Genomic DNA, 18,629 nt, shown 5'->3' with positions numbered 1-18,629 from the left:
CCTCGATTCCGTCGTTACCGGTTCGATACTTGTTAGCGATAACAGGGATCTGAACCGATCCGTCGACCGACCCGGCGACCGTCCCGCCGCGCCGATCACAGTGGTCAGACTACCAGGAGTGCCTGGTGGCCGTACCTTGCAAGGAAAGCTGGCACGCAGCCGACGGGGCCGCTCACGGGGTGTCAACGATGCGAATTCGTGGTTCCGCAGGGGTTGACGGCAGGATTGTGAACGTTCACTCTAGCTCCCGTGACCAGGGTCACGCGCTTCGCCGACAGCGGGCGCCACGGTCGACCACGGAGGAAGAAGCATCGTGTTGAGAACAATCACGGCGGCGGTCGGCGCGGTCCTGCTGTCCACGCTCGCCGCGTGCGGCGGCGGCGACGGCGCGGCGGCGCCGGGCGGGGCGGCCCAGGGCGACGACAGGATCACCATGGGCTTCTCCCAGGTGGGCGCCGAGAGCGGCTGGCGGACGGCGAACACCAAGTCGATCCAGGAGGCCGCCGCCGCGGCGGGCGTCGAGCTGAAGTTCTCCGACGCCCAGCAGAAGCAGGAGAACCAGATCAAGGCGATCCGGTCCTTCATCCAGCAGAAGGTCGACGTCATCGCGTTCAGCCCGGTCGTCGAGACGGGCTGGGACACCGTGCTGCTGGAGGCCAAGCGCGCCGACATCCCGGTGATCCTGACCGACCGCGCGATCGACTCCGAGGACACCTCGCTCTACAAGACGTTCCTCGGCTCCGACTTCGTGGAGGAGGGCCGCAAGGCGGGCCAGTGGGTCGTCGACAACACCCAGGGCGCGGTCAACGTCGTCGAGTTGCAGGGCACGACCGGGGCGGCGCCCGCCATCGACCGCAAGACCGGCTTCGAGGAGGTCATCGCGGCGCGGCCGGACATCAAGATCGTCGCCACGCAGAGCGGGGACTTCACCCGGTCCGGCGGCAAGCAGGTCATGGAGGCGTTCCTCAAGTCCACCCCGGACATCGACGTCGTCTACGCCCACAACGACGACATGGGGCTCGGCGCCATCGAGGCGATCAAGGCCGCGGGCAAGAAGCCGGGCACGGACATCAAGATCGTGACCGTGGACGCGGTCAAGGACGGCATGACCGCCCTGGCCAACGGCGAGATCAACTTCATCGTCGAGTGCAACCCGCTGCTGGGCGAGCAGCTGATGGACCTCGCCGCCAAGGTCGTCGCGGGCGAGGAGGTCCCCGCCCGGGTGGTGACCGAGGAAACCACCTTCACCCCGGAGCAGGCCAAGGCCGTCCTTCCCGAGCGGCAGTACTGAGACCTGGCCTGTCCGCCCATCCCCCAGCCGCGGCCCCCGCCACCACGGACGCCCTGGTCCGCGTGAGGCGGTGGCGGGGGCCGCGTTCCACCGACGACGAAAGTTCGGCGATGACCGATTCCCCACGGGGTGGCCCCGACCCGGTGGTCGACATGCGCGGGATCTCCATCGGGTTCCCGGGCGTGAAGGCGCTCTCGGCGGTCGACTTCCGGCTGTTCCCCGGCGAGGTGCACGCCCTGATGGGCGAGAACGGGGCCGGGAAGTCCACCCTGATCAAGACCCTGACCGGCGTGCACACCCACAACACCGGCGAGATCCGCCTCGACGGCGCGCAGGTCTCCTTCACCGGGCCCGGCCAGGCGCAGGAGGCGGGCATAGCCACGGTGTACCAGGAGGTCAACCTCTGCGCGAACCTGTCGGTGGCGGAGAACATCCTGCTGGGCCGTGAGCCGAGGAGGTTCGGCCGCATCGACGGCAAGGCCACCCGGGCGCGCGCCGCCGAACTGCTGGCCCGCATCGGCCTGGCCATCGATCCCGGCTCCACGCTGGGCAGCCACCCGATCGCGGTGCAGCAGCTGGTGGCCATCGCCAGGGCGCTGGCGGTCGACGCGCGCGTGCTGGTGCTCGACGAGCCGACGTCCAGTCTGGACGCCGAGGAGGTCGCCGAGCTGTTCCGCATCCTGCGGGTGCTGCGCGACGACGGCGTGGCGATCCTGTTCGTCTCCCACTTCCTCGACCAGGTCTACGAGATCTCCGACCGGATGACCGTGCTGCGCAACGGCCGTCTCGTCGGCGAGTGGCGCACCGAGGAGCTGGACCGCATGGCGCTGGTGTCGGCCATGATCGGCCGCGAGCTCGGCGCGCTGGCCGAGGTGGAGCGGCGGGTGGAGCGTCACTCCCCCGGCGCCGACGTCGTGCTGCGGGCCGAGGGCGTCGGCCGCGCGGGCGCGATCGCGCCGTTCGACCTCGACCTGCACGCGGGCGAGGTCGTCGGGCTGGCCGGGCTGCTCGGCTCGGGCCGCACCGAGCTGGCCCGGCTGCTGTTCGGCGCGGACCGCGCCGACACCGGCAGGCTGGTCGTCGGCGGGACGCCGGTCCGCGTCCGCGGCCCCCGGTCCCTGATCGCCCGCGGCGTCGCGTTCTCCTCGGAGGACCGCAAGGCCGACGGCCTGGTCGCCGACCTGACCATCCGCGACAACCTCGTGCTCGCGCTGCAGGCCGCCCGCGGCTGGGCGCGGCCGATCCCGCGCCGGACCGCGGACGCGCTGGTGGCGGAGTTCATCGGGAAGCTGGACATCCGGCCAGCCGACCCGGACGCGGTCATCGGCACGCTGTCCGGCGGCAACCAGCAGAAGGTGCTGCTGGCCCGCTGGCTGGTCACCCGGCCGAAGGTGCTCATCCTCGACGAGCCCACCCGCGGCATCGATGTCGGCGCCAAGGCCCAGATCCAGAAGGTGGTGGCCGACCTGGCCGCCGACGGCATGGCGGTGGTGTTCATCTCCGCCGAGTTGGAGGAGGTGGTGCGCGTGTCCGACCGCGTGGTCGTGCTGCGCGACCGGCGCGTCGTCGGGGAGCTGCGCGGTGGCGAGGTCACGGTCGACGCGGTGATGACCCGCATCGCCGCGCACCCCGAGCCGACGGCGGTGGCCGGGTGAGCGCCAACCGCCTGCTCTGGCCGCTCGCGGCGCTGGCCGCCCTGATCGTGCTGAACGTCGTGGTCACCCCGTCGTTCCTGGAGCTGCGGTTCCAGGACGGGCACCTGTTCGGCAGCACCGTCGACATCCTGCGCAACGGCGCGCCGACACTGCTCATCGCGCTCGGCATGACCCTGGTCATCGCCACCCGGGGCATCGATCTGTCCGTCGGCGCGATCGCCGCGATCGCCGCCGCGGTCGCGTGCACGCACATCGCCTCCGGCGGCGACGCGATCACCGCGATGCTGCTGGCCCTGGGCCTCTCGGCGCTGCTGGGGGTGTGGAACGGCTTCCTCGTGACGGTCGTCGGCATCCAGCCGATCATCGCCACGCTCGTGCTGATGATCGCCGGGCGCGGCCTGGCCATGCTGCTCACCGAGGGCCAGATCATCACCGTCTCCGACGACCTCTACAGCCAGGTCGGCGCGGGCTTCCTGGTGCTGCCCATCGCCATCCTGATCAGCCTGGCCGCGCTGGCTGGCGTCGCCCTGCTCACCCGCCGCACGGCGCTGGGCATGCTGATCGAGGCCGTCGGGGTGAACCCGGAGGCCAGCAGGCTGGCCGGGGTGCGCTCGCGGACGATCGTCTGGACGGTCTACGTCTTCATCGCCGTCTGCTCGGGCGTGGCCGGGCTGATGATCAGCTCGAACGTCAACTCCGCCGACGCCAACAACATCGGCCTGTGGATCGAGATGGACGCGATCCTGGCCGTGGTCATCGGCGGCACGTCCCTGGCGGGCGGCCGGTACTCGCTGGTCGGCACGCTGATCGGCGCCCTGGTCATCCAGACGCTGACCACCACCGTCTACACGATCGGCGTGCCGCCCAACGTCACCCTGGTCTTCAAGGCCGTCGTCGTGATCGCCGTGTGCCTGCTGCAGTCGCCGCGCTCCGCGGCCCTGCTGCGCCGCCCGGCCCGAGCCGAGGAGGTGGCGGCCCGATGACCGCCATGGCCCCCACGCGGATCCCGCGGCGCTTCCTGCCCGTCGTGGCCACGTTCGCGGTCTTCGTGCTGACCTTCGGCGCGGGCTCGGTCCGCTACGAGGGCTTCGCCTCCGGCCAGGTGGTCGCGAACCTGTTCATCGACAACGCCCACCTCATCGTGCTCGCCGTGGGTATGACGTTCGTGATCCTCACCGGCGGCATCGACCTGTCGGTCGGCTCGGTGCTGGCGCTGTCGACGATGATCGCCGCGGCGACGCTGCAGGCTGGCTGGCCGGTCTGGCTGTCGGTGCTGGCCGTGCTGGCCTCGGGCAGCACGCTGGGCCTGCTGATGGGCCTGGTGATCCACCACTTCCAGGTGCAGCCGTTCATCGTGACGCTGGCGGGCATGTTCCTCGCCCGCGGCCTGTGCTTCCTGATCAGCGTCGAGTCGGTGTCCATCAAGGACCCGGCGTTCCGGGCGGCCGCCACCGACACCATCGGGCTGGGCGGCGGCGTCGTGATCACCTACGCCGTGGTCGTCGCCCTTCTCGTGCTGGCGGCCGGGGCGTACGTCCTGCACCTGACGCGCTTCGGGCGCACGGTCTACGCGGTGGGCGGCAGCGAGTCCTCGGCCCGGCTGATGGGCCTGGCCACCGGCCGGGCGAAGGTCGGCGTGTACGTCGTCAGCGGCTTCTGCTCGGCGCTGGGCGGGCTGCTGTTCGGCCTCTACATGCTCTCCGGCTACGGCCTGCACGCGGTGGGCATGGAGCTGGACGTCATCGCCGCGGTCGTGATCGGCGGCACCCTGTTGGCGGGCGGCGTGGGCTACGTGGCGGGCTCGCTGGTGGGCGTGCTGGTGCTCGGCACCGTGCAGACCCTCATCTCGTTCGAGGGAACCCTCAGCTCGTGGTGGACCAAGATCGTCATCGGCGTGCTGCTGCTGGCCTTCATCGCCTTGCAGCGCCTCATCGTCCGCCGAGGGCCAGGGACCTGACACCGGCGGGCCGAGCCGGTCACCGGCCGGTTCGGCCCGCCGCCGCCAGGTCGATGGAATGGCATTTCACAATGCGGGACGCTCCGCGCTGCGGTCCCGCCGCGTGCCACGATCGCCGGCATCCACCCCCACTCCCGCTGACAGGGGACATGCCATGACCTGGTCCTTCGAGACCCGCCAGATCCACGCCGGGGCCGCGCCCGACCCCGCGACCGGGGCCCGCGCGACGCCGATCTACCAGACCACCTCGTACGCGTTCCGGGACACCCGGCACGCGGCCGACCTGTTCAGCCTCGCCGAGCCCGGCAACATCTACACGCGCATCAACAACCCGACGCAGGACGTGCTCGAACAGCGGGTCGCCGCGCTGGAGGGCGGGGTGGCCGCGGTGGCCTTCGCGTCGGGGCAGGCCGCCACGACCGCCGCGATCCTCAACCTCGCGGGCACGGGCGACCACCTGGTCTCCAGCGCCTCGCTCTACGGCGGCACCTACAACCTGTTCCACCACACGCTGCCGAAACTGGGCGTCGAGACCACCTTCGTCGAGAATCCCGACGACCCGGCGCAGTGGCGCGCGGCCGTGCGGCCCAACACCAAGCTGTTCTTCGCCGAGACGCTGGGCAACCCCCGGGCCAACGTGCTCGACATCGACCTCGTCGCCGGGCTGGCCGACGACGCCGGGGTGCCGCTGGTGGTGGACAACACCGTGCCCACCCCGTACCTGCTGCGCCCGATCGAGCACGGCGCGGACATCGTGGTGCACTCGGCGACGAAGTTCCTCGGCGGCCACGGCACCGCGGTCGCCCGGGTCGTGGTGGACGCGGGGTCCTTCGACTTCGGCGCGGACCCCGCCCGCTTCCCCGAGTTCACCCGGCCCGACCCCAGCTACCACGACCTGCGGTACTGGCCCGCGATCGGCCCCGGCGCCTACGCGGCGAAACTGCGCGTGCAGTGGCTCCGCGACACCGGGGCGGCGATCGCGCCGCTGTCGAGCTTCCTTGTCCTCCAGGGCATCGAGACCCTCTCGCTGCGTCTGGAGCGGCATTCGGCGAGCGCCCTGGCCGTCGCCGAGTGGCTGGAGGGCCGCGACGAGGTCGCCGCCGTGCACTACGCGGGGCTGCCGTCGAGCCCGTGGCACGCCGCCGCGCGCCGCTACCTGCCGCGCGGCGCGGGCGCGGTGGTCTCCTTCGAGCTGCGCGGCGGCGCGGACGCCGCGCGGGCCTTCATCGACGGGACCGAGCTGTTCAGCCAGCTGGTCAACATCGGGGACGTCCGCAGCCTCATCGTGCACCCGGCCAGCACCACGCATTCCCAGCTCACCCCGGACGAGCGGCGCGTCGCGGGCGTGTCGGACGGCCTCGTGCGCCTGTCGGTCGGGCTGGAGGGCGTCGAGGACCTCACGGCCGACCTCGAGTCGGGATTCCGCGCGGCCAAGGACCGGCTGTGACCCCGCCTGCCAGCGGCGCGTGGCGGGAGGGGGACCCGCCCGGCCGCCGCCGCTGGTTCACCGCCGACCGGCCGCTCGCGCTGGAGTCCGGCGGCGTCCTGCCCGGCTACCGCGTCGCCTACGAGACCTGGGGCACGCTCGCCCCCGACCGCGCGAACGCGGTGCTGGTGCTGCACGCGCTCACCGGCGACAGCCACGTCGCCGGTCCCCGGGAACCCGGCCACCCCACGGCCGGGTGGTGGGACGGCCTGGTGGGTCCGGGACGCGCACTCGACCCCACCAGGCTGTTCCTGGTCGCCCCCAACGTGATCGGCGGCTGCCAGGGCAGCACCGGCCCGGCCAGCGCGGCGCCGGACGGCAGGCCGTGGGGCAGCCGGTTCCCGGCGCTCACCCTCCGGGACCAGGTCGCCGCGGAGGCCGCGCTGGCCGACCACCTCGGCATCGGCACCTGGGCGATGGTCGTCGGCGGCTCCATGGGCGGTATGCGCGCCCTGGAATGGGCGGTCACCCATCCCGACCGTGTCGGCACCCTCGCCCTGTTCGCCACCACCGCCCGCAGCAGCGCGGAGCAGATCGCCTGGACCCACGCCCAGATCGAGGCGATCCGCGGCGACCCGGGCTGGCACGGCGGCGACTACCACCACCTGCCGCCGGGCCGCGGCCCGCACCGGGGCCTCGGCACCGCCCGCCGCATCGCCCACATCACCTACCGCACACCGTCCGAACTCGACACCCGGTTCGGCCGGTCGCGGCAACCGGGTGGGTATGCCCGATACGCGGTGGAGTCCTATCTGGACCACCACGCGACCAAGCTCGCCCACCGCTTCGACGCGGGCGCCTACGTCGTCCTGGCCACCGCCATGAACCACCACGACGTCGGGCGCGACCGGGGCGGGACGGCGGCGGCGCTGCGCCGGATCACCGCGCCCACCCTGGTCGCGGGCGTCGACAGCGACCGGCTGTACCCGATGCGGCAGCAGCGCGACCTCGCGTCCCACCTGCGCGACGCCGCGCTGCACACCATCACCTCGGCGCACGGGCACGACGGCTTCCTCCTGGAGACCGACCAGGCGGACGCCGCCCTGCGGACCCTGATCCCCGCCCGCCGCGCCGAGACCGTGTGAGCGGTCAGGCCCTACGTCCGGGACAGGTCCCAGAGTTCGGCGTAGCGGCCGCCCCGGCGGAGCAGGTCGTCGTGGGCGCCCGACTCGGTGATCCGGCCCTTGTCGAGGAACACGATGTGGTCGGCGTTCCGGATGGTCCGCAGGCGGTGGGCGACCATCACCACCGTCCGGCCCTCCGTGAGGCGTTCGACGGCCGCGTGCACGGCCGACTCGTTGACCGGGTCGAGCGCGGAGGTCACCTCGTCCATGAGCACGATCGGGGCGTCCTTGAGCAGGGCCCTGGCGATCGAGACGCGCTGGCGCTCGCCGCCGGAGAGGGCGGCGCCCGCCTCGCCGACCGGGGTCGACCAGCCGCCGGGGAGGCGGGCGACCACCTCGTCGAGGCGGGCGGCAGCGGCCGCCGCCCGCAGCTCGGCGTCGGTGGCGTCGGGGCGGGCCATGCGGACGTTTTCCTCGATCGTGCCGTCGAAGAGGTAGACCTGCTGGAACACGATGGCGATGCGGGACATCAGCTCCGCGGGGTCCATCGCGCGCACGTCGACCCCGCCGACGCGCACCGCGCCCGCGTCCACGTCGTGGAAGCGGGCCAGGAGTTGCAGCAGCGTGGTCTTGCCCGAGCCCGACGGCCCGACGACGGCGAGCCGGTGTCCCTGGGGCACGGACAGCGACACGGTGTCGATGACCGTGCGGTCGCCCCGGCGGAAGACGACGGAGTCGAACTCCAGGTCGTGGCGGTCCGGGCACACCGGGTCGGACGGCTCCGGCAGCGGGTCGGCGCTCAGCAGCGCGTCGAGCCGCGCGAGCTCGGCGCGTCCGGCGCGGAGTTGGCCGCCGAGGTCCGACAACGACAGCAGCGGATCGGCGCACCGGGCCGCCAGCACCAGGACCGCCAGGACCTCGGCCGCGCCGATGTGCCCGCCCAGCGCGAGGTAGGCGCCGAGGACCAGCAGCGCGGTGAACGTCGCCTGCACGACCAGCGTCGACGCCACGACGCCGGGCAGCGCGGACAGGAGAGTGCGGCGCGAGGCGCGCTGCAGGTCGGTGAGGGCGTTGTCCAGCAGGCCGAAGCGGTCCGCCGTGCGGCCGCCCGCGCGCAGGACCGGCTGGGCCTGGAGGTACTCGATGACCCGCGCGGCGGCCTCGTGGTCGCGTTCGGCGCGCTCGGCGTCCCGCGCGGCCGTCGAGCGGCCCGTCCAGACCTGGACGGCCACGACGACCGGCGCCGCGACGAGCGCGGCCAGGCCCAGCTGCCAGTGGTACGCGAGCATCACGGCGATGACCGTCAGGGGTGTCACGCAGGCGGAGATGAACGGGGCCAGCAGGTGCGCGATCACGCCCACGCCCTGCAGGACGCCGGTGCTGGCCAGGACGGACACCTCGCCGACCCGGGCGGCGGTGTGCCAGCCGAGCGGCAGCCGGGCCAGGTGGTCGCCCAGCCGGTGGTACATGCCCCGCAGGAGCGTCGTGCCCACGCGGAAGCCGGACAGGTCGCTGAGGTAGCGCAGGGCCGCGAAGGCCGTGACCGCCGCCCCGAACCCGATCAGCCAGGGCCACGCGTCCTCCGGCGTGTCGCCGAACAGGGCGCGCAGCACGGGGACCAGCAGGGCGTAGGACAGGCCCTCGGCGATCGCGGTCGTCGTCATCAGGGCGATCGTGCGGCGCACGGGGCGGGCGTGCTCGCGCCCCAGGACGCTCAGCAGTGTTCTGATCATGTGAGGTCGTCTCCTTGCCGGGATCGCCAGAAGGCGGCGAACTCTCCGTCGCGCGCCAGGAGTTCCGCGGGTCCGCCGCGTTCGGTGATCACCCCGTCCTGGATCAGCACGACGGTGTCGCAGTCGGCGATCGTCTCGCGGCGGTGGGCGATGACCAGGATCGTCCGGTCGCCGCGCAGGGCCGCCAGTGCCGCGCGGATGGCGTGCTCGGTCTGGGCGTCGGCGAACGCGGTCGCCTCGTCGAGCACCAGGACGGGGGTGTCGGCGAGCAGGGCGCGGGCGAGCGCGATCCGTTGCGTCTCGCCGCCGGAGAGCGTGATCTCGTCGCCGAGCACGGTGTCGTAGCCGTCGGGGAGGGCGAGGATGCGGTCGTGGATGCTCGCCTGCCGAGCGGCGCGGATGACGTCGTCGCGGTCGGCGTGCGGGACGGCCAGGGCGATGTTGTCCGCGACGGACGCGCGCAGCAGGCGGACGTCCTGGAAGACGAACGACACCAGCCGGTACAGCTCGCGGCTGCCTATCTCGCGCAGGTCGACGCCGCCGATGGTCACGCTGCCCTCGGTGGGGTCGAAGAAGCGCGGGAGCAGTTGGACCACTGTGGACTTCCCGCTGCCCGACGGGCCGACGATCGCGGTGGCGGTGCCGGGTTCGAGCGCCAGGTCGATCCCGCGCAGCACCTCGCGGTCTGGGTCGTAGCCGAAGCGGACGCCGCGGAACTCCACCCGGTGCCCCCGCGGCGGGGTGGGCCGCGCGGGCTCCGGCAGCGGGTCGACCGCGAGCACGTCCCGGATGCGCCCGACGGCGCTGCGGGCGGCCTGCAGGTCGTCGAACCCGTGCCCGAGCGCGGCGACCGGCGCGGCCAGGCCCAGGCCCAGCAGCAGGAACGGCAGCAGGTCCGCGGGCGGGAGGCCGCCCGAGGTGATCAGGACGGCGCCGCCGACGAGCACCACCAGCAACACGAACGGCGGCGACAACGCCACCTGCATCCCGGCGGCGGGCGCGGACAGGCCGCGCACCATCCGGTAGAAGGTGTCGACGAAGCCCTCCACGGCCGCGGTGAACCTGCTGTGCGCACGGCCCATGCCCCCGAACGCCTTGACCACCGCGATGCCCTGCACGAACTCGACCACGGAGTTCTTGATGCGCCCCATGGCGGCGTCGAACTGCCGCTGCTCGCGCAGGCGGGTGGGCGTCATCATCAGCGGCACCAGCGCGAGGGCCAGCACGACCGGGATCAGGGTGATCAGGCTCATCCGCCAGTCCACGGTGAACAGGTAGACGAGCGACACCACCGGCACCAGGAACGCGGAGACCAGTTCCCCGGGCGCGTGCGCGATGAAGGGGTGGACGGCGCTGACGTCCTCCCCCACCACCTTCCCCAACTCCCCCGTCCGCCGCCGCGACAACCACCCGACCGGCACCCTCCCCAACCCCTCGGCGAGCCGCCTGCGAAACGCCAACTGCACCCGATCGTCAAGCAGATGCCCGATCCCCGAGGAGGCGGCCGTGAACACCAAACGGACGAACAGTCCGCCCGCACCCGCTAGGACGACGAGCCAGACGCGCCCATGGTCGAGGGGCCCCGACGACAACAGGATGCGCCCCAGTTCCGCCACCGCCAGAAGCGGCGCCAGCCCAGCCACCGCCCCCACGGCCTGCAGGACCACCACAACGACGAACGTGGCGATAAAGCCCCGAACCAACCCGCTCACCCCACACCCCCACCCATCGACGCGGTCCGGACAGGGAACCTCACTTGGCCCCGGATAAGGCCAGCCCCTTCCACCCACCCACCCCCGCCACCCCAACCCACCCACGACCTCCACCCCGAACCCGAGTCCCGAAGCCGCCCAACCGCGGCGCCCTCCACCCCCACGCACCCACGCCCCCGACCCACCAACAACTCCCGCGATGGCGCCGAGAATCCAAGACGGTCGGAGTGGGCATATTCCGCCCCTACCCGCGCACACCCGCCACCTCGAGGCGTTGACAGCCCCCGGACGGGAATCGGCGGCCGAAAGCGGCGGTCGGGACCACCGCCCTCCGACCGCAGAACCTCCACACCCGAACATCCACTAACCCGCCGCACCGACGGCACTCGGGACAGCAGCGACACCCAACAGCGGTGGGGACAACCACACTCCGCCCCCACAACCCCCGCACGCCCGCCACCCCGCCCCGCCAGCGGCCCTCGGACCAGAAGCGAGAGTGCACGGCCGCCGAGCCCACCGCACTCCACCCCCACATACCCGCCACCCCGACCTGCCGACGACCCTCGGGCCAGAAGCGAGAACCCACGGCGGCCGAGCCCACCACACTCCGCCCCCACAACCCCCACATACGCGCCACCCGGACGTGCCGACGGCCAGAGCGTGGATCCGAAATGGTCACCGGGCAACCTGGCGCGCTTCGTCCGTCCGGTCTTCGGGCCGCCCTCAGCCCCGTGTGCCGACGCTGCCGAAGCCGCGACGCCCCTCGACCGGGTGCGGCGCCTGGCCAGCGTCCCGGCTGGTCGGACGTCGAGTGGTGGTCGTGGCATAGCCCCTCCTCAATTTCGCTACCATCAGTAGCGATACCGATGGTAGCGAAAAGGGCTAGGGTGGTGCCATGCCGTCCCCCAAGTCGCCTGGGCGTCCGCGTGTCGGGATTGACGCCGAGGTCTTCGCGGCCGCCCTGGCCACGGTCCACGAGTTGGGCTATGCGGGTGCCACGATGGACCGCATCGCGGCGGCGGCGGGGGTCGCGAAGACGACGATCTACCGGCGCTGGCCGTCGAAGGGCGCGTTGATCACCGACTGCCTGGTGCACGCGCTGGGGCCGGTGCCGCTGGACGGCGCGACTCGCGGCGAGATGATCGCGTCGGCCATTCGGTGGATCGCGGCGAAGACCGGCGAACCGGGGGTGGGGACGGCGTTCGCGGGCGTCTTCGTCGACGCGGTCAACGACGCGTCGCTTCGGGAGATCCTGTCAACGCGGCTGCAGGACCCGTACCTCCTGGTGCTCCAGGAGGCGCTGGGCGAGCCCGGGCACCGGGTCCTGCTCCTCATCGACACCGTCGTCGGGGCGCTGCTGCACCGGATGGGCATGACCGGCGCCCCGATGGTCGACGCGGACGTGGCGGCGCTGACCGAGATGGTCGTCGCCCACTTCGCCGATTAGAGCGCCGCGAGCACCTCGTCGGCCGTGGCGACCTCGCCCAGCAGGCCGAAGGAGGCGATGGTGGCCTCGTGCGCCTCCGGCGACGCGGCCGCGCACGCGTCCTCCACGACCACCACGCGGTAGCCGAGGTCGCCCGCCGCGCGGCCGGTGTTCTCGATGGTGATGTTGGTGGCCACGCCGAAGAGGACGACGGTATCGATCCCCGCCGCGCGCAGCCGCTCGTCGAGGTCGCTGGCGGCGAACGCGCCCACCTTGGGGTTGGTGACGATCAGATCGCCCGGCCCGGGGGTCAGCTCGTCGAGGATGGCGGTGGCCGGGGTGCCGTCGAGCAGGCTGCCCTGCTGGGCCACGATCCCCAGGAGCGGGATGTTGGCGACCAGGTCGCGGTGCCCCTCCTGGAAGGCGACTCTGGTGTAGACGACCTGGACCCCGGCCGCGCGGGCGCCGTCGAGCAGGCGCCGGGCCACCCCGATGACGCCCCGGCGCTCGATCTCGGCCCGGAAGAAGGGCGCGAAGGCCCCGTCGGCGCCCGCGATGTCGTTCTCCCAGTGGCAGGCGAGGAACGCGGTGGTGGACTTGGTCAGTTCCATGGGTGGACTCCCTTGTTGGGACGGCGTCGGAGCCGTGACCGTAGCGGAGCGTCCGACCCGACCACGGCGACCTCGCGCGCGTGTCGCCGGGCCTCCCGCGCTGCCACAATGATCACGTGAGCCAACAGCCGCAGGTGCGCAACGAGTTCAGCGGCACGGTGGTCGGGACCGTGGTTCAGGGGCGGGACGTCACGATCGCCCTGCCCGACGCGCAGCCGGAAGCCGTCGCGGGGCTGCCTGCGCAACCGCTGTTCGTCGGCCGCGAGGCCGAGCTGGCCCGGGTGGCCGAGGTGCTCGACCCGGCGGCCGGGCCCGGCGCGGGCGCGGTCGTCGCCGGTCTGCCCGGGGCGGGCAAGACGGCGCTCGCGGTGCGCGCCGCCCTGGACGCGGTCGCCGCCGGGTGGTTCCCCGGCGGCGTGCTCATGGTCGACCTGCGCGGCTACGACCAGCGCGTCTCGCCTGCCGCGGCGCTGGCGGGCCTGCTGGGCGCGCTCGGCGTCTCCCGCCATCACATCCCCGACGGCGAGGCCGATCGGTCCCGGTTGTGGCGCTCGCTCCTCGCCGACCGCCACGCCGCGGGACAGCGCATGCTCGTCGTGCTGGACAACGCGGGCAGCGGCGATCAGGTCCACCCTCTCCTGCCCGGTGAGGGAGCCCATCGGGTGCTGATCACCAGCAGGCACAGCCTGACCGACGTGGACGCCGCGCGGCTCGTCGAGATCGGCGAGCTGTCCGCGGCGCAGGCCGTGGCGCTGCTGCGGGAACACCTGGCCGCCTGCCACGCCCACGACGGCCGCGTGCGCGCCCACCCCGAGGCCGCGCAGCGGCTCGTCCGGTTGTGCGGCGGACTGCCCCTGGCCCTGCGGGTCGCCGCCGCCCTGCTGGCCGAGGACCCCGGCCAGCCGGTCAGCGAGCTGGCCGACGCGCTGGAGGACGAACGCGAGCGTCTGTCGGAGCTGAACCACGACGGCAGCCTCGACGTCCGCGCCGCATTCGACCTGTCCTACCGCCACCTCCCCGACCCGGCCGCGCGGCTGTTCCGCCTGCTGGCGCTGAACCCCGGCGAGGAGGTCCGCACCGCGGCCGCCGCGGCGCTCGCCGACCACACCGTCGCCCAGACCCGGCGCGTGCTCGCCCACCTGCGCCGCGCCCACCTCGTGCAGGCGGGGTCGAGCCGCGGCCGCTGGCGCATGCACGACCTGCTGCGGCTGTACGCGGCCGAGCAGGTGGACGGCGACGCCGAACGCGAACCGGCGCTCGACCGGCTCGTGGCGCACTACGTGTCCGTCGCCGAGGCCGCGCTCAGCCACTTCGACACCCGCCGCGCATCGCACTGGGAACCCATCTTCGGCGACGGCTACGGCCTCATCGACAAGCTGGAAGCGGAGTACGGCAACCTCATCGGCGCGCTCTACCTCGCCAAGGACACCGGACGGTCGCCGCATGCCATCGCCGCGGCCCTGCACGAACTGGACAGGGCGACACACCCCGCCTACTGGGAACCCCTCGGCTTCGACTGACCGCTCACCCGGCCGAGGCCAGTTCCGCCCCCGACGTCGACCACCACTCGTCGAATGCCGGGTTGCACCCGCGGCGGCCGCGATAGAGGTCGATCACCTGCGCGTGGATCTGGTCGATGTGGTCGGCGATCACCGTCTCCGCCCGGTACACCAGCCGCAGCTCCCACCACAGGGGCATGTCGCGCACGGCGCGGATCACCACGTCGTGGTCGTGCTCGCGGCTGGTGGCCAGCACCGGGCCGGTGGCGGTCGACCCGCGCAGCAGGTCGAGGACGGTGACGACGCTCATCGTGGTGTGCACGTGCGTGAAGTCGATGTCGGCCTCGCGGCAGACCTGGGCGATGTAGCGCGACCACGGCGTCGCGCCCGGCGGCTCGTCCACCCAGGGGTAGCGGGTCAGCGCGGCCAGGTCGACGGCGCGCTGGCCTGCCAGGGGGTGGTCGTGGGCCATGCCGACGAACACCGGCTCGGCCGGGTGCACGGTCCGCGCCCGCACGTTGGGCGGCAGCGGCTGCGGGTCGGTGGGCGAGCGGTAGACGACGGCGAGGTCCACGGCGGCGATGGCGACCTTGTGCACGCTGGCCCTCGGGTCGACGTCCTCGCACAGCGCCACGTCCGGGACCCACGGCTGCTCGCCGAGCCACTGCCCGAGCGGCACGTGCAGGAACCCGCAGAACCCGCCCAGCCGCACCGGCTGGGTGTCCCCGCCGCGCCGCGACCAGCGGTCCACCCTGGCGTGGATGGCGTCCATGCCGCGCAGCACCACCCTGGCCTCGTCGAGCACCTCCGCGCCCAGCGGGGTGGGGACCGAGCCGCGCTCGGACCGGACGAACAGCCGCCCGCCCAGGCTGCGCTCCATCCGCTGGAGCAGGCCGGTCAGCGCGGGCTGGGACATGCCCAGCCGCTTGGCCGCGCGGCTGAGGCTGCCGGTCTCCTCGATCGCCGCGAGCGTGCGCAGGTGGCGGATCTCCAACCGCATGGGCACCTCCCGGAGCGCGCGCAGGCGGCGCACCGGCCGAGAGTACGGGCCCGGGCGGGCGGACCGGTAGACCCGCCGGACCGGCACGGGTCCGACGGGTCCACCGACGCAGTCAGGGCTTGGCCGCCAGCAGCGTGTAGGCCCCGGTGCCGCTGTAGGCGTGCACCCGCCAGCGGTAGTAGCCCGCCTGCCCGCTGTACTCGACCTCCTCGTCGGCGGCGGCGCTGGTGCCCGACGCGGCCGCGGCCCACCCCGAGCCCGTCCACCGCTCCAGGTACAGGTCGAAGTCAGCGCCCGACGGGCCGGTCAGGCAACCACGGTGCGTTCCCGCGGCGGCCTGGTAGTACCCCGAGGTCGGCTGCACGGCGCTCTGGCGCGCGGACAGCGATCCGCTGTAGCGGTCCGCGCCGCACTCGCCGGGCGGGTCGCCGCCGCCGTCGGTGGTCAGCAGGGTGACGCCGTAGCGGGTCAGGATCTCCGGGACCGGCTGGTACCAGGTCGTGGCCGCGCCGCCGCGGCAGTCGCCCGCCGCGCCGGAGGTCACGCCCTGGGCCTGGCCGCCGGAGATCGCCGACCCGCCGGAGTCGCCGGGCTCGCCGCACGCCGTGGTCTCGATCGCCTCGTACACCTTGCCCTGCGACCCGTAGTCGACGGTGGCGTTGCGGGAGCGGATCGTGCCGCAGTGCCAGCCGGTCGTGCCGCCGGAGCGGCAGATCGACGACCCGACCGGCGCCTCCCGCGACCCCTCGACGGCGACCCGGCCGCCCGAGTAGTTGTTGACCGCGCCGATCAGGGTGTTGCCCGCGTCGGTGCGCACGAACGCCATGTCGTCGACCGGGAAGCTGGAGCCCGCGAACCGCCCGGACGGCTGCGTGGTCGTCTCGCCGACCTTGCCGCAGTGGCCCGCGGTGATGAACCCGCCCTGCACCGCGAAGCCGACCGAGCACCCGTACTGCGAGGTCCAGTACCGGTTCCCGCCGACGACGTCGATCGCCAGCCTGGGCTGCTCCCAGGTCTGCTCGAACCGCACCCCGCCGGTCACCCCGGCCCCGCGCACCCAGGCGCGGGCGGCCTCGCCCGGTCCCCGGTGCTTGACGACGACCGAGTTCGTGGTCACGTCGACGTACCACCCGGGCACGGCCGCCGGTTTCGTCGCCACCGCGGCGTCCAGCCGGGCCTTGGTGCTGTCCAGAGTGGACTGCGACAGCGCGACGAGCGTGGTCTCGACGCCGAGGCCGCGGACGGCAGCCGCGGCGGCCGGATCGGTGACCGCGACGACGAGCGCCCCGCGCGCCGCGTCGAACCAGGCGCCGCCGAGCTTGCCCGGCCCGACCCGCGAGCGCACGGCCCGCTCGGCCCCCATCGCCGTGCGCTCGGCGGCCAGCCTGGCCCGCGCGGCGGCGGCGTCCAGACCGAGATCACGCTCCATGGCGGCGAGCACCGCCTGTTCCTGGGTGGGTTCGGCCTGCGCCGCGCCCGCCGTGAACGACGCGGCGAGCACCACCGCGGCCACGACGGCACGTCCTGGTCTGGATAGCGCAAAGGGCATGGGAGGACTCCTCGCTGTGCAGGGGTTGGACCACCGGGCGGCGCACCGGGTCGACCGCGGCCCAGGTGGTACCTGGACGGTAGGCGCGACCCGCGCGAGGTCGGGAGATCACAACCGGCCATAGCGGTTTGCCCGCACAGCGGCCCCATGCCGGTCTGCATGGGGCGGCCTCGTCGGAGGAGGTGGCCCGGAGCCCTGCCTCGGCAGGGCTCCGGGCGTCGGTCAGCTGGTCGGGAAGGTGTCCGGCGTGCTGATCCGGCTCTTGATGTACGCCCCGGACTCGGTCAGGACGCCGCTCCCGGTATACGTGCCGCCGTTGCAGGTGCCTGGGCGGAAGGCCGCGCTGCTCTCGTTGGCGTCGGAGTAGGTCCAGTTCACGTAGCTGATCTTGAGCTGGTCCAGCAGGTCGAGCCAGGCCGCGGTGCTGGCCCGGTCGTACGCGCCGCCGCCGGTGGCGGTGACCGTGCCGAACTCGCTGACGAACAGCGGCAGCCTGCCCGCCGCGCGGCTCACCGTGGCGCGGTAGTTGTCCTTGTGCGAGGCCGCGTAGAAGTGGAACGTGTACATGATGTTCGTCGCGTTCACGGGGTTGTTGATGATCTCGCTCTCGTTCGAGCCCTCCGAGACGCCCAGGGACGACCACGCGCGGGTGCCGACGAGGATGACCGCGTCCGGGTCGGCCCGGCGGATCACCGGGATGACCTGCTCGGCGTAGCTCTTGATCGCCGCCCAGCTCACCCCGTTGGGCTCGTTGGCGATCTCGTAGATCACGTTCTTCTTGGCCGCGTTGCGGGACGCCACCGAGGCGAAGAACGTCTTGGCGCGGTCGAGGTTGTGGTTCGGGTCGCCCGGGGTGAGCGTGTGGAAATCGATCACCGCGTAGAGCCCGCGCGCCTCGGCCATGTCGACGAGGTTGTTGACCTGGCTGGTGAACCCGGACGGGTTGGTCTCGTAGCCGCCTTCCTGCACGTACATGGCGATGCGGAACAGGTCGGCCTGCCAGTCCGTGGCCAGCGCGTCGAGGGAGGCGTTGTTGTAGCAGCGGGAGAACCACTGCAGGCCGTGCGTGCTCATGCCGCGCAGCTGGATCGGCCGGTTGTACTGGTTGCACAGGTTGACCCCGCACACCCGCAGCTGGCCGTTGATCGCGACCGGCGTGTGGCCGGTCGGCGGGGGCGTGGTGGTGGTCGTGGTGGTCGTCGTCGTGGGCGGGGTGGTGCCTCCGGTGCACGTGACGCCGTTGAGCGTGAACGACGCGGGCTCGGGGTTGCTGCCCGACCACGACCCGACGAAGCCGAGGTCGACAGCGGCCCCGGTGGCCAGCGACCGGTTCCAGTCGACGTTGGCGGCGGTGACCGCCGACCCGGACTGCGTCCAGGCCGCGTTCCACCCCTGCGACACCCGCTGCCCGGCGTCCGGGAAGCCGAAGCCCAGCGACCAGCCGCTGACCGGGTCCCCGAGGTTCGTGAGCTTCACACTCGCCTGGAAGCCGCCTTGCCACTGACTCGTGACGGTGTAGTCGACGCGGCATCCCTGGGCCGCGGCCGCGGCCTGCGGCAGGACCACCGCCGCGGCGCCGACGACCGCCCCGCATGCCGCAAGAGCGGCGATGGAGCGCTTCACTGGGCCCTCCTCATCTCTCGACA

At 73.0% G+C, this 18,629-nt stretch carries 14 protein-coding genes; 8 read left to right on the top strand and 6 right to left on the bottom strand.

Annotated features, from left to right (window positions below; genetic code table 11):
• The first annotated feature begins 313 nt into the window (after window positions 1-313).
• The 6 genes from Actkin_RS14360 to Actkin_RS14335 all read left to right on the top strand — a co-directional run bounded on the left by Actkin_RS14360 (window position 314) and on the right by Actkin_RS14335 (window position 7,474).
• The gene (locus Actkin_RS14360; RefSeq protein ID WP_258907572.1) at window positions 314-1,291 is read left to right on the top strand and encodes an ABC transporter substrate-binding protein; all 978 of its coding nucleotides are present in this window, start codon (window positions 314-316) and stop codon (window positions 1,289-1,291) included.
• A 110-nt stretch (window positions 1,292-1,401) separates the two neighbouring features.
• Window positions 1,402-2,946, top strand: coding sequence for a sugar ABC transporter ATP-binding protein (locus Actkin_RS14355; RefSeq protein WP_258907571.1), 1,545 nt, complete (start codon window positions 1,402-1,404; stop codon window positions 2,944-2,946).
• On the top strand, window positions 2,943-3,929 hold the full coding sequence (locus tag Actkin_RS14350; RefSeq protein ID WP_189213931.1) for an ABC transporter permease: 987 nt from the start codon (window positions 2,943-2,945) through the stop codon (window positions 3,927-3,929). The genes Actkin_RS14355 and Actkin_RS14350 overlap by 4 nt, the downstream gene beginning before the upstream one ends.
• Window positions 3,926-4,903: a galactofuranose ABC transporter, permease protein YjfF gene (gene yjfF, locus Actkin_RS14345; RefSeq protein ID WP_258907570.1), complete on the top strand. Its 978-nt coding sequence runs from the start codon at window positions 3,926-3,928 to the stop codon at window positions 4,901-4,903. The genes Actkin_RS14350 and yjfF overlap by 4 nt, the downstream gene beginning before the upstream one ends.
• 154 nt (window positions 4,904-5,057) lie before the next feature.
• Window positions 5,058-6,350 (top strand): bifunctional o-acetylhomoserine/o-acetylserine sulfhydrylase, encoded by a 1,293-nt coding sequence (locus Actkin_RS14340; protein WP_258907569.1) that lies wholly within the window; start codon window positions 5,058-5,060, stop codon window positions 6,348-6,350.
• Window positions 6,347-7,474 (top strand): homoserine O-acetyltransferase MetX, encoded by a 1,128-nt coding sequence (locus Actkin_RS14335; RefSeq protein ID WP_258907568.1) that lies wholly within the window; start codon window positions 6,347-6,349, stop codon window positions 7,472-7,474. The genes Actkin_RS14340 and Actkin_RS14335 overlap by 4 nt, the downstream gene beginning before the upstream one ends.
• Window positions 7,475-7,485: 11 nt before the next feature.
• Here the strand turns inward: Actkin_RS14335 and Actkin_RS14330 are convergent, their stop codons facing one another.
• Both Actkin_RS14330 and Actkin_RS14325 read right to left on the bottom strand, forming a co-directional pair.
• Window positions 7,486-9,186: an ABC transporter ATP-binding protein gene (locus Actkin_RS14330; RefSeq protein WP_258907567.1), complete on the bottom strand. Its 1,701-nt coding sequence runs from the start codon at window positions 9,184-9,186 to the stop codon at window positions 7,486-7,488.
• Window positions 9,183-10,853 (bottom strand): ABC transporter ATP-binding protein, encoded by a 1,671-nt coding sequence (locus tag Actkin_RS14325; RefSeq protein WP_258907927.1) that lies wholly within the window; start codon window positions 10,851-10,853, stop codon window positions 9,183-9,185. The genes Actkin_RS14330 and Actkin_RS14325 overlap by 4 nt, the downstream gene beginning before the upstream one ends.
• Window positions 10,854-11,793: 940 nt before the next feature.
• Here Actkin_RS14325 and Actkin_RS14320 point away from each other — a divergent pair.
• A complete protein-coding gene (locus Actkin_RS14320; RefSeq protein WP_258907565.1) occupies window positions 11,794-12,345 on the top strand; it encodes a TetR/AcrR family transcriptional regulator in 552 nt (183 codons plus the stop codon).
• Here the strand turns inward: Actkin_RS14320 and Actkin_RS14315 are convergent.
• Window positions 12,342-12,935, bottom strand: coding sequence for a cysteine hydrolase family protein (locus Actkin_RS14315; protein WP_258907564.1), 594 nt, complete (start codon window positions 12,933-12,935; stop codon window positions 12,342-12,344). The two genes, Actkin_RS14320 and Actkin_RS14315, sit on opposite strands and share 4 nt — an antisense overlap.
• A gap of 116 nt (window positions 12,936-13,051) precedes the next feature.
• Between Actkin_RS14315 and Actkin_RS14310 the strand changes: the two genes are divergently transcribed.
• Window positions 13,052-14,455, top strand: coding sequence for an ATP-binding protein (locus tag Actkin_RS14310; RefSeq protein WP_258907562.1), 1,404 nt, complete (start codon window positions 13,052-13,054; stop codon window positions 14,453-14,455).
• Window positions 14,456-14,459: 4 nt separating this feature from the next.
• On the opposite strand, the gene Actkin_RS14305 is transcribed toward Actkin_RS14310, so the two are convergent.
• From Actkin_RS14305 to Actkin_RS14295, 3 genes are all read right to left on the bottom strand, one after another.
• Entirely contained in the window at window positions 14,460-15,467 is a 1,008-nt protein-coding gene (locus tag Actkin_RS14305) for a LysR family transcriptional regulator (RefSeq protein WP_258907561.1), read from the bottom strand.
• 79 nt (window positions 15,468-15,546) lie between these two features.
• Window positions 15,547-16,983, bottom strand: a complete 1,437-nt coding sequence (locus tag Actkin_RS14300) for a S1 family peptidase (RefSeq protein ID WP_258907559.1) — start codon at window positions 16,981-16,983, stop codon at window positions 15,547-15,549.
• A 222-nt stretch (window positions 16,984-17,205) separates the two neighbouring features.
• The gene (locus Actkin_RS14295; RefSeq protein ID WP_258907558.1) at window positions 17,206-18,606 is read right to left on the bottom strand and encodes a cellulase family glycosylhydrolase; all 1,401 of its coding nucleotides are present in this window, start codon (window positions 18,604-18,606) and stop codon (window positions 17,206-17,208) included.
• Window positions 18,607-18,629: the final 23 nt, after the last annotated feature.

The sequence above is a fragment of the Actinokineospora sp. UTMC 2448 genome (assembly GCF_024760565.1).
Taxonomy (GTDB): Bacteria; Actinomycetota; Actinomycetes; order Mycobacteriales; family Pseudonocardiaceae; genus Actinokineospora; species Actinokineospora fastidiosa.
Note: the sequence above shows the minus strand (reverse complement) of the source record. Positions and strands in the feature narration are given on the sequence as shown.